General features: G+C 44.7%; 17 protein-coding genes. 4 read left to right on the top strand and 13 right to left on the bottom strand.

The window, feature by feature from the left end; genetic code table 11:
- Positions 1–324: 324 nt before the first annotated feature.
- The 5 genes from R7P72_RS05745 to R7P72_RS05725 form a co-directional block, all read right to left on the bottom strand.
- Positions 325–684, bottom strand: a complete 360-nt coding sequence (locus R7P72_RS05745) for a hypothetical protein (protein ID WP_080276971.1) — start codon at positions 682–684, stop codon at positions 325–327.
- Between the two features lie 219 nt (positions 685–903).
- On the bottom strand, positions 904–1,293 hold the full coding sequence (locus tag R7P72_RS05740) for a cytochrome b562 (RefSeq protein ID WP_005375067.1): 390 nt from the start codon (positions 1,291–1,293) through the stop codon (positions 904–906).
- Positions 1,294–1,449: 156 nt separating this feature from the next.
- The gene (locus R7P72_RS05735) at positions 1,450–2,202 is read right to left on the bottom strand and encodes a phosphatase (RefSeq protein WP_005375066.1); all 753 of its coding nucleotides are present in this window, start codon (positions 2,200–2,202) and stop codon (positions 1,450–1,452) included.
- Positions 2,203–2,285: 83 nt separating this feature from the next.
- A complete protein-coding gene (locus R7P72_RS05730; RefSeq protein ID WP_005375065.1) occupies positions 2,286–2,732 on the bottom strand; it encodes an SRPBCC family protein in 447 nt (148 codons plus the stop codon).
- Positions 2,733–2,831: 99 nt separating this feature from the next.
- Positions 2,832–3,755 carry a DMT family transporter gene (locus tag R7P72_RS05725; protein WP_005375064.1) on the bottom strand — a complete coding sequence of 308 codons (924 nt, stop codon included), beginning with the start codon at positions 3,753–3,755 and terminating at the stop codon, positions 2,832–2,834.
- Between the two features lie 128 nt (positions 3,756–3,883).
- Here R7P72_RS05725 and R7P72_RS05720 point away from each other — a divergent pair, with 128 nt between their 5' ends.
- Together R7P72_RS05720 and R7P72_RS05715 are read left to right on the top strand one after the other, a co-directional pair.
- Positions 3,884–4,777: a LysR substrate-binding domain-containing protein gene (locus R7P72_RS05720; RefSeq protein ID WP_005375063.1), complete on the top strand. Its 894-nt coding sequence runs from the start codon at positions 3,884–3,886 to the stop codon at positions 4,775–4,777.
- A 73-nt stretch (positions 4,778–4,850) separates the two neighbouring features.
- On the top strand, positions 4,851–5,909 hold the full coding sequence (locus tag R7P72_RS05715) for a S1 family peptidase (protein ID WP_005375061.1): 1,059 nt from the start codon (positions 4,851–4,853) through the stop codon (positions 5,907–5,909).
- Positions 5,910–5,925: 16 nt separating this feature from the next.
- On the opposite strand, the gene fliJ is transcribed toward R7P72_RS05715, so the two are convergent.
- The 8 genes from fliJ to R7P72_RS05675 are packed head-to-tail and all read right to left on the bottom strand — an operon-like array spanning position 5,926 to position 13,949.
- Positions 5,926–6,366, bottom strand: coding sequence for a flagellar export protein FliJ (gene fliJ / locus R7P72_RS05710; protein WP_005375059.1), 441 nt, complete (start codon positions 6,364–6,366; stop codon positions 5,926–5,928).
- Between the two features lie 24 nt (positions 6,367–6,390).
- Entirely contained in the window at positions 6,391–7,737 is a 1,347-nt protein-coding gene (gene fliI / locus R7P72_RS05705) for a flagellar protein export ATPase FliI (protein WP_005375057.1), read from the bottom strand.
- Complete coding sequence (gene fliH, locus R7P72_RS05700; RefSeq protein WP_005375050.1) at positions 7,730–8,485, bottom strand: flagellar assembly protein FliH; 756 nt, start codon at positions 8,483–8,485, stop codon at positions 7,730–7,732. The genes fliI and fliH overlap by 8 nt, the downstream gene beginning before the upstream one ends.
- A gap of 4 nt (positions 8,486–8,489) precedes the next feature.
- Positions 8,490–9,503 carry a flagellar motor switch protein FliG gene (locus R7P72_RS05695; RefSeq protein ID WP_005375048.1) on the bottom strand — a complete coding sequence of 338 codons (1,014 nt, stop codon included), beginning with the start codon at positions 9,501–9,503 and terminating at the stop codon, positions 8,490–8,492.
- Entirely contained in the window at positions 9,472–11,223 is a 1,752-nt protein-coding gene (fliF, locus tag R7P72_RS05690; protein WP_031778881.1) for a flagellar basal-body MS-ring/collar protein FliF, read from the bottom strand. The genes R7P72_RS05695 and fliF overlap by 32 nt, the downstream gene beginning before the upstream one ends.
- A 3-nt stretch (positions 11,224–11,226) precedes the next feature.
- Complete coding sequence (gene fliE / locus R7P72_RS05685) at positions 11,227–11,583, bottom strand: flagellar hook-basal body complex protein FliE (RefSeq protein ID WP_005375045.1); 357 nt, start codon at positions 11,581–11,583, stop codon at positions 11,227–11,229.
- A gap of 15 nt (positions 11,584–11,598) precedes the next feature.
- Positions 11,599–12,930, bottom strand: a complete 1,332-nt coding sequence (locus R7P72_RS05680; protein ID WP_031778880.1) for a sigma-54 interaction domain-containing protein — start codon at positions 12,928–12,930, stop codon at positions 11,599–11,601.
- The gene (locus tag R7P72_RS05675; protein WP_021707593.1) at positions 12,930–13,949 is read right to left on the bottom strand and encodes an OmpA family protein; all 1,020 of its coding nucleotides are present in this window, start codon (positions 13,947–13,949) and stop codon (positions 12,930–12,932) included. Before R7P72_RS05675 ends, R7P72_RS05680 begins: the two co-directional genes overlap by 1 nt.
- A 379-nt stretch (positions 13,950–14,328) precedes the next feature.
- On the opposite strand from R7P72_RS05675, the gene R7P72_RS05670 reads away from it, so the two are divergent.
- A complete protein-coding gene (locus tag R7P72_RS05670; RefSeq protein ID WP_005375039.1) occupies positions 14,329–15,147 on the top strand; it encodes a FliM/FliN family flagellar motor switch protein in 819 nt (272 codons plus the stop codon).
- Complete coding sequence (gene fliN, locus R7P72_RS05665; RefSeq protein WP_005375038.1) at positions 15,144–15,515, top strand: flagellar motor switch protein FliN; 372 nt, start codon at positions 15,144–15,146, stop codon at positions 15,513–15,515. Before R7P72_RS05670 ends, fliN begins: the two co-directional genes overlap by 4 nt.
- The last annotated feature ends 2 nt before the right edge of the window (positions 15,516–15,517 follow it).

Raw genomic sequence — 15,517 nt, 5'->3', positions numbered from 1 at the left:
TTTGGGAGTACCACTGCTCGAAGTGGCAGTGTTGCTGACTATATACCCAAGTGACTTCAAGATGCTGGATTCAGAGCGTTGTCATTGATTCGAGTGCAAAGAAAACAACGCTGTGTAATAGACAACTCTTTCCAAGTTGTTTGAAGCAGCAATCGGAGCAATGACACGCTCCCGAAGGGCGAGTTGTCTTGGCTTGTATACTTTGTTGTCGATATCTTGATTTAGACCCACTAGACCTTTAAATCGCCGCCGCGTCTACAAACCAAGTCATTCTCGCTGAACCAAGCATCTCGAGGTTACTTGGGTATCGTGTAATTGTTTTTGTTATGAGAAAAGGGAAACTGGCGGCGCTCGAGGAACTGGTGTTTCAAATCGCACACTTAGAGCCAAATAAGCGTAGCTGTCAGAAGTCACCAAGCTCTGTCTTGAAAGTATCGGTGTCGTTGGAAGTGTATCGTGATGAAAAGTCGAGAAGTGGCTAAACGGACAAGGCTTGCCTTTGTGGCTGACCGAATTGTCGCCCTCTTCTATTTGGACCAACTCAAATCCGTTAAGCGTACATAGCGTCGCCCACACGCCCATGCTGTTACCATGAGCATTGATAACAGGCATCAGCGTCACTAGCACCCAACTGAGAGCACTAGCAAATAACATCGAGCGGTAAAAAGGAATTAATCTACGCATAACGGTGACTTAACAAATTTCACACAGCGTAACCAATTTTGAGTGATAGCTCAAAAAACAGTATCAATAAGTGGTTGCTACCTCACAGGTTTTCTTGAATGCATCGATTGACAGGCGCAAAAAAGCCCGCCGAAATGGCAGGCTGATAATGTGTTCATTCATTACTTAGAGATAACGCGTAATCCACTGCCACGAGCAAATGCTCCGCTCGGTAGATAATTAGCCGAACAACTTGCTCCAAATGCTTGGATTGCGCTTGTCGTGGTACTCTTCACGAAGACTATCGATTTCACGCAGTTGGTCTTTCGCTTCTTGTAGCTTGCCCGCATCAAGATCCGCTTCAATCTTATCTAGCGTTACCGTCAGCTTGTTAAAGCCTTCTAAGTAAGTATCAAACTTCTCTGGTGGGTAATTACCACGCTTAGATTGTTCAACAATCGCTTGCAAGCTATCAATCGCAGATTTCATGGTTTCGACATCAGATGCTTCTGCCGCCTGTTTGAATTCCATCTTCATCTGTTTCATGTTTTGTTTTAAATCAACCGCTTCTGCCATTGCGTATGTTGAGCCAAACGCAATCGCACACCCTAGGACTAAAGGACGTAACATTTTTCACTTCTCCATTTATAGTGCCGAATTCTGTGTCGGCTTTATTCACCCAAATAACCTACGCCATAAGAGGCGAAAAACTAGCTTAGTTGAGTATTTCCGGGTCGCAGTGTAAAGCAATCTGGCGTCGGGTGCATACCTTAAATGTAATCAAGTTTATGCGTTGAGAATGCTGTCATATTCTGCAATTGGTTTACGGCCTCTCAAAGCTAAGAAAGACAAAAACTGCTGAGCGGTGTGAGTAATCACTTTCTTGCTATCAATACCCACTTTGTCCATTAACTCTCCAACCAAATCCAGATTACCAACATCGTGACAGAAATGCGCGTCACTGCCCGTGGTGAAGAAAACACCGAGATCTTTCCCGATTTGTGCAATCTCGTGGCAACGGTCTACGCTGCCTACTCGGCTGTTGCCTTTCAGCGTGGTGTTATTAATTTCAATCGCGACATTGTGCTCTTTCGCGCACGCTAAAACGGTCTGAAAATCAAAGTCGAAATTTGGATTACCAAGATGACCGAGCGCATCAATACGACCACTCTGAATGACATTAACAAGTGCTTCCGTGTGAGTTTGCTTGTTTGCAGGACGAAAAACGGGTTCATGAAAACTCGCGATCACCCAATCTAAGTTGCGGTCCACACTCAGTGGAATATCAATGTCGCCTTCGGTATTCATAATGTTAGATTCAACGCCACGAATAATCGCAACGCCTTCAAGAAAGCGAGGCAGAATTTTCTGGTTCGAGAAGAACCAGTAATGAGGCGCACCCGGCATTGATTCTGCGTGATCGGTCGTGCAGAACATATCCAGCCCGTTCTCTTTTGCCAACTTTGCATTTTCAATCAAGGTACTGTACGCGTGACCACTGGCGTACGTATGTGTATGGGTATCAACTTTAAATTCCATCATCCACTCTCTTAGGTGCGCTATCTTGCGTGCTATTGTATACCTTCAGGCAACGCATCGTCAGCCCAAGATAAGCAAGAACCCTAAGCTTGCTCTTCACTAATGGCTTTTATCAAGGGTAAGGCTTTTTCCCATCCGTGATTAAACATGGAAACAAAGTCATTGTGAGTATGAATGGTAACATTGAGTAGTAAACGATCGTTGTTGGTATCGATCTGGTAGATCTCTCGCGATCCGATCCACCTAGATGCTAGGTCAGCATCGAGTTGTTGACGATTATCCGGATTAAAAATGGCAACATGATGAAATTCAAGTTTTTGAAGGGGTAGCACCGTATCTATGATCGCCCTTGTCCCGCCCATATCTGGATCAAAAAAAGTGATGCCACCTCCTTCTTCCCAAGCTCCTTCAAATTGAGACTGCGGTGAAAAGGCTTGCGCCCAACGTTTATACAACTCAACATCGGTTAGCACTTCCCACACTCGTTGCGGTGTCGCCGAAATTTCGACGTAATAATTTAGCGTAAGCATGATTTCTCTCCCTGAACCTTTCTTGACGCTAGCCCATACTCAGGAAAAATCAAACCACACGACCAATTTATCTACCTGCCCCCTTCATTTTCCGACAGACTAAGAAGTTCTCGCTTGTAAACCGCCACTGCGATGCGCCTTAAAGCGAACCCAACATGTGTTCAGTATGATTGCGAGCACTATTAAACTCATCCCAACAATTTGACTTTGACTCATTCGGTCTTCAAAAAACAGGCTCTGCCAAACCGCAGTGAACAATAAGTTAGTAAAAATGAGTGGTGCAAGTTGAGAGCCACTGCTTGCCAGTTTATATGCTTTGGAGCGAAAAACTTGGGTGTTAATGATCATCAGAGACATCATACCGATCCACAGCGTATTTGAAGAAATCTCAGGCGCCATAACACTCATATTAAGTAACACGTCGAAGTCGTTAAACAAAGTTAGCGGCAACAGAAATACGGCAGCAAAACCAAACGCCCAAAAGTTGATTTCTAGCGGCGACATATTTGTTTTACTCACTTTATATAACGTAAGCTGAGAACCAGAATTGAAGAGTCCACCAGCCAAGCCGAGCAATAAATCCGCTCGCCATGTGATCTCACTTCCGCCGCCCGCCAACATAACCACACCAGTGAACGCCATTGCTAAAGCCACCAATGTTGAAACACGAATGCGCCCCCTCATGAACAGCTTTTCAACCAAGGGAATAAATAATGGGCCAGTAGCAAACAACACAACCCCTTCTACCAGCGTTAACGTTTGTAATGACGCGATAAAGCAAAGTTGTGACAAACCGATACAAAGAGCACGCAATAAAATAGGCTTTAGCGTGCCCGCTTTAGGAAAGGTAAGGTTTTTCACACGAAGTAAGATAAGCAAGATAAGCGCAGGCACCAAAAAACGTAAGAAGCTAAATAGTGTGACGGAAAGTTCGCCTGACAACTGCTTTGCTAACAGTCCAGTAACAGATAAGCTTAACGTAGACATCAACATGAAAAGGATAGATTTATTTACAGCATTCATTCAATACTCCTTAATATATGGAGCATTTTAAAAGACATCACTTATCGTAAATAGCGAGTAATATTAACCATTGATGTAAGAAAAACTTACAGTTTAACTTATCTATCACCAGCTACGGTTTTTAAATTATGCGGAAACTAGTCCCCTTAAAGTCCATCTACGCATTTGTTGCAGTAGCTGAGTCTGGCAGCATGACAGAAGCAGCACAGATATTAAGTGTGAGCCACTCAGCCGTAAGTCAGGCGATTAAATCGCTGGAGAGTCAAGTCAACAAGCCTTTGTTTGATCGCATAGGCAGACAAGTTCAACTCAATGCGGACGGTAAAAAGTATTACCGAAAGGTGGCACCCGCTTTAGAGCAAATTGTCGATGCAACGGAAGCACTCATCCAAGATCAGAACTTGCAACGTGTTACGCTCAATATGGTGAATTCATTGGCTCTTCACTGGTGGATTCCTCGAATGTCAGATTTACAAGGGTTTGCTCCTCAATTAGACGTTCGTTTATCAAACCTGTCTGGCAGATTCAATTTAGAACAAGAAGGTATCGACGCGGCCTTGGTGCATGGAAATCCCGAAGAATGGCAGGATTACTACTGCGAAAAGCTCAGTGAAGATGAACTGGTTTTGGTGTGCAGCCCTGAATTGTTAGCGACGACAAAGGACTCAAACATCACTCAACTCTTAAAGCAGTATCCCATCATTGAAGTTACTAACGAGCGAAGAAAAAACGACTGGAACGTGTGGCAGGACGCGACGGGTATCCAGCGACCTAAAAATAAAAAACCAATCACTTTTAACATGTCGATACAAGCCGTCCAGGCCACAACTCGTCGTTTGGGGTTATTGGTCACTCATCGCTTGTTTGTGAAGGATGACATCAAATATGGTCAGCTAATCGAGCTGGGTGAACCCGTCATTAATCCTCATCAACAGCTTTACTTTGTATGCCCGCCACACAAGCTAAAGCTTGAATCGTTTCATCTGTTGCGATCTTGGCTACAACAATCATTCAACTATTAGAAACTTTTGTTAAGCACATTCACTGAAAAACTAGTATAAAGTTAGAAGAGCACTTTTCATCCAAGGATGGTTTATGAAGCAGTATCAAATATGGCTAAGCGCACTCTGTTTTGCAGTATCTTTGAGTACGACCGCTGAAGCAGAAAATGATAACCGCCTTTCAGAACAAGGGATCTCCACGGCAATTATTGGGGGTCAGCAGGCTACCCAAAACCAACTTCCTTTTTTTGCACGTCTTATTCTACATAAAACTGGCGCTAATCAGTTTGCCAATATTTGTGGGGGAACCATTGTAAACGACCGCTTCATTTTAACTGCGGCCCACTGCGTAGAACCAAGCGTTTTTACTGATGGCTGGACAATCAACGACCTACGAGTGTTAGTCAAAAACCCTACGATGAATGACGTGTTTGTTGAAGAATTCAAAGATGTTCGCTCTATCACGATTCATCCTGATTATGTGCCTAGCGATTTATGGATTAATGACATCGCTGTCCTTGAATTGACTAGACCTATCACCGATAACGTCCAATCCATCACTTTACCGCAAGACTTTGGAGACTACAGCAGCAAGTCAGTTTATCAGATATTCGGTTTAGGTCAGACCTCAACCAATGATGAAAGCCCCCCTAACTATTTACGCTGGGCAGAAGTAAAACCCCTTACCGACACCCAATGCGCTTCGTTGGTAACAGGGTTTAACGCTCAGGAAAGTTTATGTGCGAATGGATTTCCTGAACGAAGCTACACTGGTATCTGTCGTGGTGACTCAGGCGGTCCTCTCACCTATCAAGACAATAATGGCATGTATCAGCAAATTGGCATTGTGAGCTACGGTTCTTCAGTTTGCGAATCCGCTGCGATTCCAAGTGTGTTTACCGAGATTTTGAACTATGCAACATGGATTGAGACCCAAACCAGCTCAGGTGTAAAAACCAGTTATAACGCCCTCTTAGCAAGTTCGGAAGATTATCATAGCGAAGGGGACTCTGGCTTTGAGCCTGTCGATACCAACACATCTGGCTTTGGTAACAACGGCAGCAGTGGCGGCGGTGCTCTCGGATCAGGGTTGATCATGCTTGGAGGCTGGTTTGGTTGGCTAAGACACCGCAGAAATTATTCGCGCTCCTAGTAGCGTCAACAAGACATCATAATATCTTGCGCTTAACGCGAGAGTTAATGATGTCTTCAATCATCTTTTGCTCTTTTTTCGCTTTTTCATAGTTCTGCTTAGTACGCCAACGACCAAGCACTTTTTCTAACCCTTGAACGCGTGCGTGCTTGTGTTCTAGCGTTTTCTGTACAGATGCACATTCCGCTTGCATAACGGCTTGCTCTTGCTCGTGGTGACGAAGCATTCTTTGTAGCATTTGGTCAACACGATTAAAGTTCATCAAAGCCGCGCTAGTCAGCGTCGGGCCGGTTCGGGTTGATTGTCCAGCGTGGCCTTTCAACGCCGACAACTGTTCCAATTGCATTGAAAGATGGGAGTGACGCTGACGCATGGCATCAAGTTGTTGACCCACACGGTCACGCTGTTTTTCTTCCATTTGCTGTAACTTGCCTACGGCTTTTAACTTGGATTTCATTTCAGCCTTGTCACTCCCATTTGATTAAGCACTTTGAAAAAGCTGCGCGAGCTCGGTCAAACTGGTTGGGTAATCTACAGACTCGTTGGCAGCTTGTTGTAGATATGCACGCAAATTTGGATACATAGCAACAGATTGATCTAACTCAGGATCTTGTCCTGGTTGATAACCCCCTAATGGCAGTAACTCTTTAACCTGAAGGTAGTTGGAGTACATTTGACGGAAGTTATTCGCAATCGTGCTGTGTGCGTCCTGCGTACAAGTATTCATACAACGGCTAATAGACGCGTTGATATCTATCGCGGGATAATGCCCTTGCTCAGCCAGTTGACGCGATAAAACGACATGCCCATCTAAGATGGCGCGCGCGGAATCCACGACAGGATCTTGTTGGTCGTCTCCTTCTGCCAATACGGTGTAAATTGCCGTTAAGCTACCATGTTGATTTTCACTGTTACCCGCTCGCTCTAGGAGTTGAGGTAACACGCTGAAGACAGAAGGCGGATAACCACGAGAAGCTGGAGGCTCACCGAGCGAAAGAGCGATTTCGCGCTGTGCCATGGCGTATCGGGTTAGAGAGTCCATCAGAAGTAGAACGTCTTTGCCTTGGTCTCGGAAATACTCTGAAACGCGATGACAAAGTAGTGTCGCTCTTAACCTCATTAGCGGGGATTCATCAGCAGGAGCCGCGATAATGATCGCTTTCTTGCGCGCTTCTGGGGTTAAGTTTCTCTCGATGAACTCACGTACTTCTCTGCCTCGCTCACCAATAAGCCCGACCACAATTACATCGGCCTCCGTGTTTTTGGTGATCATCCCCATTAACACACTTTTACCGACGCCACTGCCAGCCATCAAACCAATACGTTGGCCTTTGCCTACCGTCAATAGTCCATTAATCGCTCGCACGCCTACGTTGAGTGGTGTATCAACTGGGCGTCGCTTCAGTGGGTTAATCGGTTTTGGTTCAAGTGAAACTCGATCTCCCCCCTTAAGCGGAGCCCCATCATCTAACGGCTCACCTAAACCATTCAGTACGCGCCCTAACCACTGAGAGCTTAGCTGCACGGTACTGTCACCATCAAGAGGGATGACTTTTGCACCTGCAAACAGACCGCCTAAACGGCGGATAGGCATGAGGTAAGCAATAGTGTGTTCAAAGCCCACAACTTGCGCTTCGATCATATCGCCTTCCGCGGTTTCTACGAGACAACGCTGCTCAAGCTTAAACCGACACCCTACGGCTTGTAACATTAAGCCGTTTACTTTTATCAATCGCCCTGTTACGCGAGCAACAGGGATTGAATCGAGCGAAGCCAAGGCTTCGCTCAAACGCTCACTTAATAGTTCATGGCTTAGGGTATTACTCATGCTCAGACTCTACCTGTGGAATACTGACTTCATCCAAAAGGTGTTGCTTTACATTGTCCATACAGGCTTCCAAACGAGAGTCGCAGCTCGCATCCGCTTCTGCGTCATCAGTCACTAACTGACAGCCACCAATAGGAAGCTCCGTATTAGGGACCAGTTTCCAAGATTGCGGCAAATCAGCATTGATGTGAGTAATGCGCTCTAAATCTTGCGGATTTAAATGCACAGTTACTGTTTCCGCTTTACCAGGCATGGCAGACAATGTCTCGTCCACCAAAGCTAGGATCTGCTGAGGCATTAAAGTGAGCTCGGCACGAATCACTTGCTGAGCTACCTTTTGTACCAGTTCACAAATCATATGGCGTTGTTGCTGTTCTTTTTCATCTTGCCAACGAGAAAGGGCGTGAAAAAGTTCATTGACAGGCTTCGCCGCCTCCAAAAAGCCTTGCTTTCCAGACTGCTCACCGGAAACAAAGCCTTTTTGGAAACCTTCTTTTTGGCCTTCCAACAGACCTTGTTGCTTGCCCTGTTCGATACCTTGGCGTAAGCCTTCCTCATGTCCTTGTTGCAAACCTTGTTGAAAACCTTCTTCAAGTTGCTGTTGGATATCTATTTGAGGTTCTTGCCAGCCTTGGTTATCTAGCCCGAATTCGTCTTCGATAGTCTTAGGTTGCGCTAAAGGAGGAAAACGGTGTAAACGATACCCGCTCGGAGGCAATCGCATAGTACTTGATTTTGTCTCTAGCATGACCTTACTCCACCGTTGGCTCTTCATAGAGAAGCAGCTGAACTTCACCAGATTCATCCAGCTCACGTACCATTTGCATGATGTCTTGACGTGCTTTTTGAACTCGACTTAACGCAACAGCGCCGCGTGCGTCCATGTCATCTTCTAGCGCTTTCACCATACGTTGCGGCATTGAACGCTTAATAGCTTGCTGTAAGGTAATATCGGAACCTTTTAGCGCGACTGCCCACAACTCTAGCGGGATTTGCTGCACCAACATGTCCATGGTTTCTTCGCGTTGTCGGCCAAGAACCATAAAGTCGAACATGTTTTCTTCGATTGCATTAACAACATCTTCATCATGCAACTTCAGCATTTCCATCAATGAACCACGGTCACCTTCAAAGCGGTTAATGATATCTGCAGCTTGCTTAACACCTGATAACGGCGTGCTTTGACTTGCGGATACTTTTTCGATGCAACGCTCTACGAGTTCATGCAAATCAACAGCAACTTGATGATCGATATCTTGCAATTGAGCAATACGGAACAAGATTTCGTCATGGTAATCTTGTGGCAAGTGCTTCAATACCGCTGAAGAGCTGTCTGCTGGCAAATACGCTAGAAAAATTGCTTGCATTTGTGGGTGCTCGTTCACAATGAAACGAGCGAGAGTTTCTGCTTCCACCCACTGTAAGCGCTGCATATTGTTGCGAATTTCATCGCCATATAAGGTATTTAATAACCCTTTTGCCAAATCGTTACCCAATGCTTTACGCAATGTATTAGATAGGTATTCCTTCGAGGCTCCTCGAATACCGCTGTGCTCACGAAAATCTTCAAAGAAAGTTTGAATAACACCACGAGCAGAATCGCTCTTAATGCCATTTAACTTCGCCATTGCACGAGTCACACGCTGGGTTTCATCACGGCTAAAGTGTTGCAAAACCTTCGCTGCGGCATCCTCGCCCATGCCTAATAGCACGAGCGCGGTTTGTTCAACATAACTAAGCGTCTGCTTTGATAGAACTGTGTTCATTGATGTTTACCCATTGTTTCAGTATTTCGGCTACGCGCTCTGGCTCTTCATTAGCAATAAGCTGTAGGTGTTTCAATTGAATTTCTAATGGCGAACCTGCTGGTGGTAGCATGTCGCTGTTTACATCTAAACCTGAAGAGGCTGAGATGCCTTTTTCAGATAGGCGGCGATCAAGTACTTCTTCATGCTCGCGTTCTTCACGCGTTTGCAAGTTTTCGTAGTCAGGTTCTTCCTGAGGCTCAGCAAAATTTAGCTCAGGCACAGGTTTATCAACGCCAGTTAGGTGCATGATTAATGGACGCAGTACGAAGAAGATCATCGCCAAGCCTAACAAGCCACCAATAACGTAGCGTATTGGCTGCTGTACTGTAGGGTCTTGCCACCACGGCAGTGCAGGAGGAGCATCAATTTCAATTGGGGTGAAGTTGAAACTCATTAAACTTAAGCTGTCACCTCGTGTGGCAGAGATACCAACAGCATCCATGATCATGTTTGAGATTTGCTCTTTATCGGCTTCACTCCACGCCACACCATCTGGCGAAGCTTTCGAGTTCAACAAAACCGAGACACTAAGCTTTTCTATTTGGCCTTGTTGGTATTGAGTACGACGAACACTACTACCTACAGCATATTGACGATTCACTTCAGATCGCGCATTCGTGTTTTGGCTATCGCTCGTTTCCACTTCACCAGATCCTGTCACTGGCGGTTGGTTACTTAGAGAACCTGGAACACCCAACGCAATTTGATCAACCGAGTTGTTATGAATGGTGTGCTCATTACGCACAACCGGCGCGTTATCCAAAATTTCTTGTGTTTCTTCAACTTGGCTAAAGTCCAGATCGGCAGCGACTTGTACGCGGAAGTTACTCGGCCCCACAATCGGCGTAAGCATATCTGCTGCGCGTTGGATGATCTGTTTTTCAACACTCTTCTGGTATTCAAGATATTTCGCGTTTACTTTGCCGGCTTCCGCAGAAGCGACATCCGCACTAAGAAGACGGCCATACTGGTCAATGACAGAAACAAATTCTGGCTTCATTGCCGTGACACTACCGACCACTAGGTTAATGATCGCTTCAACTTGTTCAGGCTTTAAGTCTTCACCAGGTTTGAGCTCAAGCATGACAGATGCTGATGGATTCTCACTGTTTTGGCGGACGAATAGAGTTTGACGAGGTATTGCTAAATGAACACGCGCGTTCGCTACTGAGTTCAAAGACATGATAGTACGTACTAACTCACCTTCTAAACCATGACGATAACGCGCCGTTTCCATAAATTGGCTCGTACCAAGAGAGCTATCTTCCTTGAGCGAATCCAAACCTGTCGGCAGCTTAGCTTTAACACCTTTTGATGCAAGCAACATGCGTACCTTAGCAACCTCACCTTCTGGTACAAGAACTTGTCCATTTTGCTCTTGCATGCGGTAGCTTACGCCTTCGCTTTCTAATACCGACACAATTTCGCCGATATCAAAACGCTCTTGCTGGCTATAGAGCGGACGAAAGCTCTGCGAGGAACTCCATAGTGCAACCACAATAATCGCTGCAACAATCGCAGCTAACACCGCAGATAGCACTAAGTTTCTCTGACTGCTAGACCAGATTTGCTTCAGCTTCGTTGTCACATCGTCCATGCCGTTGGCAGTAGAAAATGTCTGTGCTGTGCCGGTAGCCATAGCTGTGTTTCCGGCGACTTGGGGGGTTAGTTCTGACATGAATTACACCGGCATCTTCATAATATCTTCAAATGAGGTCACGACTTTGTTGCGCACTTGCATCAAAGCATTAAAGGACAAGCTGGCTTTTTGGCTCGCGACCATTGCACCAACTAGGTCATCACTTTTTCCTGTTTCTACGGCCGTCATTTTTTGACTAGCCACTGATTGATGTTGATTCACTGTATCCAACACATTTGTCATCGCTTGTGAGAACGATAAAGGTGCGTTTAGTGATTGTTGATCTAAAGGATTTGCACTCACGATAAACTCTGGCGGCTGCACTTGTGCCTGCATCGCCTGCATTTTTGACAACATAAGTTGCTCTGCCGAGACCGCATGAGTAGGTTGACTTGCCATCTATTTTTTCTCCTATTAGGCAGCCGAGCCTAGTGCCGACTGTAAATCAATACCATGTTCTCGCATTGCTGCGAGCTTGTAGCGTAGCGCTCGAGTAGAGACTCCAAGCGCGTTTGCGGTTTTCGTTCGGTTTCCACCAAACTGACGTAACTTTTCCAAAATAAACTGATATTCAGCTTGCTTCTTCGCTTCTACATGACCAAAACTTGAAGTTGGCTCTGCTGTAGGAACTGACGCGACAAGCTCAATAGGCAGCATCAGGTCATGGGCTGTAATGTAATCACCATGACGCATGACCAAAGCGCGTTGAATGACATTTTCCAACTCACGAATATTGCCCGGCCAGTGATACTGACTCAGCGCACTAATCGCATCTTGGGATAGGTGACAGCGGCTGCTATCTTGATACTTTTCAATAAAGAATTGGCTAATCGGTAGAATGTCCTCTTTTCTTTCACGCAAAGGCGGCCAGTGCAGAGGCAGCACATCTAATCGATAATAAAGATCTTCACGGAACGTGCCTTTTTGAACTTCCTCACGTAAGTCTTTGTTGGTTGCCGCAATAACACGAATATCGAGCTGAACGGCTTTATGGCTACCAACACGTTCTACTTCACGCTCTTGAAGGACGCGTAACAATTTCGCTTGAACCGCAGGTGACATTTCACCAATCTCGTCAAGCAGAATCGTCCCGCCATTTGCTTCTTCAAACTTACCGCTTTGAGAATTTGTCGCTCCGGTGAACGCGCCTTTTACATGACCGAATAGCACAGCCTCTAACATTGACTCTGGAATGGCGGCACAGTTAACCGCCACAAATGGACCATTGATACGCGGAGAGTGCTCATGCACATATCGCGCCAGCACTTCTTTACCCGTTCCCGATTCACCTGTAATAAGCACACTCGCGTTAGTACATGCTGCACGATGCGCCAATTGCAGAACTTGTTTGCTTCTCCAAGACTCCGCAACAATGTTGGCCATTGGCTTACCTAACGCTTCAACACGTTTAAGCAGATTAACCAACTGATTAGATTCAAACGGGCGTAATAGATAATCAGTAGCGCCCGCTTTCATCGTCTCAGCAGCCAAGATGCCTTGTTCTTGGTCGACAATCGCAATAACAACACCCGAATTTCGCTGCTTTTGGTGACACGCGACAAACTCACGAACACACATATCCGGCAGCGTAGAGCTCACTAAAGTGATTTCTGCTCGCTCTTCAAGCAAAGCGCCTCGACCAGTACGAGTGTGTTTCGCGGTGTAACCTGCATTTTGCAACACATCCAATACTGGTTGAGCAAGAGCTTCATTTGGCTCAACCAACAAAATTTTCGTTTTCGTCATCATTGAACCTTAACTTTCGTTTGTTGATTTTGTGATTGTAGATCTGGGTGGTGTTTCGTAGCCGTATACTCGTTGTCCCTCACTAAACGCAGGGTGACACGTCGGTTTTTTGCTTGGCCATTAACCGAGTTATTGCTGGCAATTGGGTAACGTGAACCATGAGCTCGTGTTTCGATCATCGACTCGTCGACCCCAAGCTCAATCAAAGCATTGGTGACTTGCTCTGCTCGAGTACGTGACACAGAAAGGTTCGTTAAACTTGAACCAACGTTATCGGTGTGACCGTCGATGAGGATTTTGGTCACTCGATCATCCACAGATACATAGCTATACAGCGCTTCTAGTGTTGCTTTCTGTCCACGACTTAACGTCTTCTGACCAAACTCAAATGAGAGCGCCATATCCCTTGCCTCTGAAAAAGACAATTTAGGCAATCGCGCGCGACACGCATTAAATGATTTCAATGCGTTTTGAATTTGAAGAGTAGGAATCACAATCTCTGAAACAGAGGAAGCATTACTTCCTTTAAGTGACAGCGTCACCCAACTACCCGAAGCAATTGAATCCATGAATTCTTCAGCGCCTTTATTAAAGATGAAACGCTGAGACGGCTTAGTAAATTCAAGGGAACCAAATTCTTTTCTATAAAGCTCATCACCCCAAGGAGCATTTTGAGTTGTTAAAGCAATCGTTTTCCATTTATTGTTTTCATATTCTATATCGGAAATAAAATAGAATTTATTATTAGGTTCCGCTAGGAAATAAAACTTCCCATAGTCTTTATTTGATTGCAACAAGTTGCATTTGAATTTATTTCCCTCATATGTCCATTTAGAGAGGTCCATAGGGATTGTTAAGACTTCTTCTGAATATGACACTTTTGAAAAAATAAAACTGATAACAATAATTGTGTTACAAATTATCAAACGGACATGATTCATGTATATCTTACATTCCCATGACTTAAACCGTTTAATTAAATATGCCACCAAGCCGAGAGAACTGGCATAGCTAATCATTTTAATTACCTATTCTGAATATTAAAATTGGTTACAAAACGCTCAAGAGAGCACGCTTAGCCTCCAACGGAAGCTTTAAGCATAAAAAACAGTATCTTATAATTTATTTATTTGAAGTTGTTGTTACGCCATAAAGGCAATTTAAAAAATCTATAACAACTAAAACGCTCAACATTGTTATTTTATTCATTAAGCGATTTATAAAGAAAACTAACTCTTTTTAAATTTCATTAAAAGATTATGACTATATGAACAAAGCAACATGTGAACTAAAGTCACAATCTTAGAGTTTGGAGCTAAAAGATCATTAAAATTTCTGTGTAGACTACACGCCATTAAGTTAAAACACTTTCGATTGTTAACGCACGGTAAAATATAAATGGAAAATAGAGTTAGCGAGCCTATTTCTGATAGTCAACTACTTGATGTAGAATTATTAGGCAAACCTATTCATATCATTCGTGAGAAGCTCGATAATTTAATTTCAGAATCTTGCTCAAACCTTACGACTGAATTACAAAATTGGCTCAGCACAGGAAAAGTGGAAGCTAGCTTAACCTCAGTAGACTTGCACCGCTTTACATCGGTTGAGATGGACAAAGAGCAAACGTCGACCTATCAACATCAGGAAGGCGGCATGGTATTCATCCATGGTAACCCCCACACGCTAATAAAGTTGGCTGATAGATTTTATGGTGCAAGTGCAGAGCGCTCAGCCGCTACTCTGACGGCCAGTGACTTACGTTTACAAGAGCGCATCAGTCGAATCATCATCGGTTGGCTTGCTCCTGGTGAAATGTGGGACACGGGTGAGTATGAGACCCCTAGAGGTATTGGCATTAACGTTCAATTAAACATTGCGTTTGACGATCATCAAGGCTCAATTCATCTCAAGCTAGATGGTCATCTTATTCAAACGCTAATCGAGCAGCTTGAACTGCAGCCTGATACCGATTTGTTTCAACCTTTCTGTCGTTCTTTAGAGACGACCCCCGTTCGACTGAACGTTGTTCTAAGTAAAAAGAAGATGCCTTTAAGTGATGTGGTTGGCTTACAACCCAACGATATTTTACCTATTGAGCTTCTTAACACGGTTCCAGTAAGCATTGGCAACCAATCTCTATTTACAGGTCGTATTGCCGAGCAAGACGGCCAACTTGTTTTGATCTTTAACCCTGATAAGGAACCGCAGCGATGAGCGAAGCGCTAGAAACTAATGCATTCGACGCAGAAGAACTGAACTTTGATGATTTTCAATTAGAAGACTTTGAAGCCGAAGATACGCTCCAACAAGAACCAGCCACTGCGGAACGTGACCTTAGCTTTTTCAAAAGCATTCCTGTCACAGTCACGCTGGAAGTTGCGAGTAAGGAGATCCCACTTGGGGACTTAATGAAAGCGGGTGAAGGCACGGTTATCGAGTTGGAAAAGCTCAATGGCGAGCCTTTAGACGTGAAAGTAAACGGTTCTCTTATGGGCCACGCTGAAGTTGTCGTTGTCAATGATAAGTATGGACTTCGTCTGATCGATGTACATGACTCTGCATTGAGTGGCGTTGGTCAATAATC

It is taken from the genome of Vibrio sp. Vb0888 (assembly GCF_033338835.1).
Lineage (GTDB): Bacteria > Pseudomonadota > Gammaproteobacteria > Enterobacterales > Vibrionaceae > Vibrio > Vibrio alginolyticus.
This window is presented reverse-complemented; position numbering and strand designations above follow the sequence as displayed.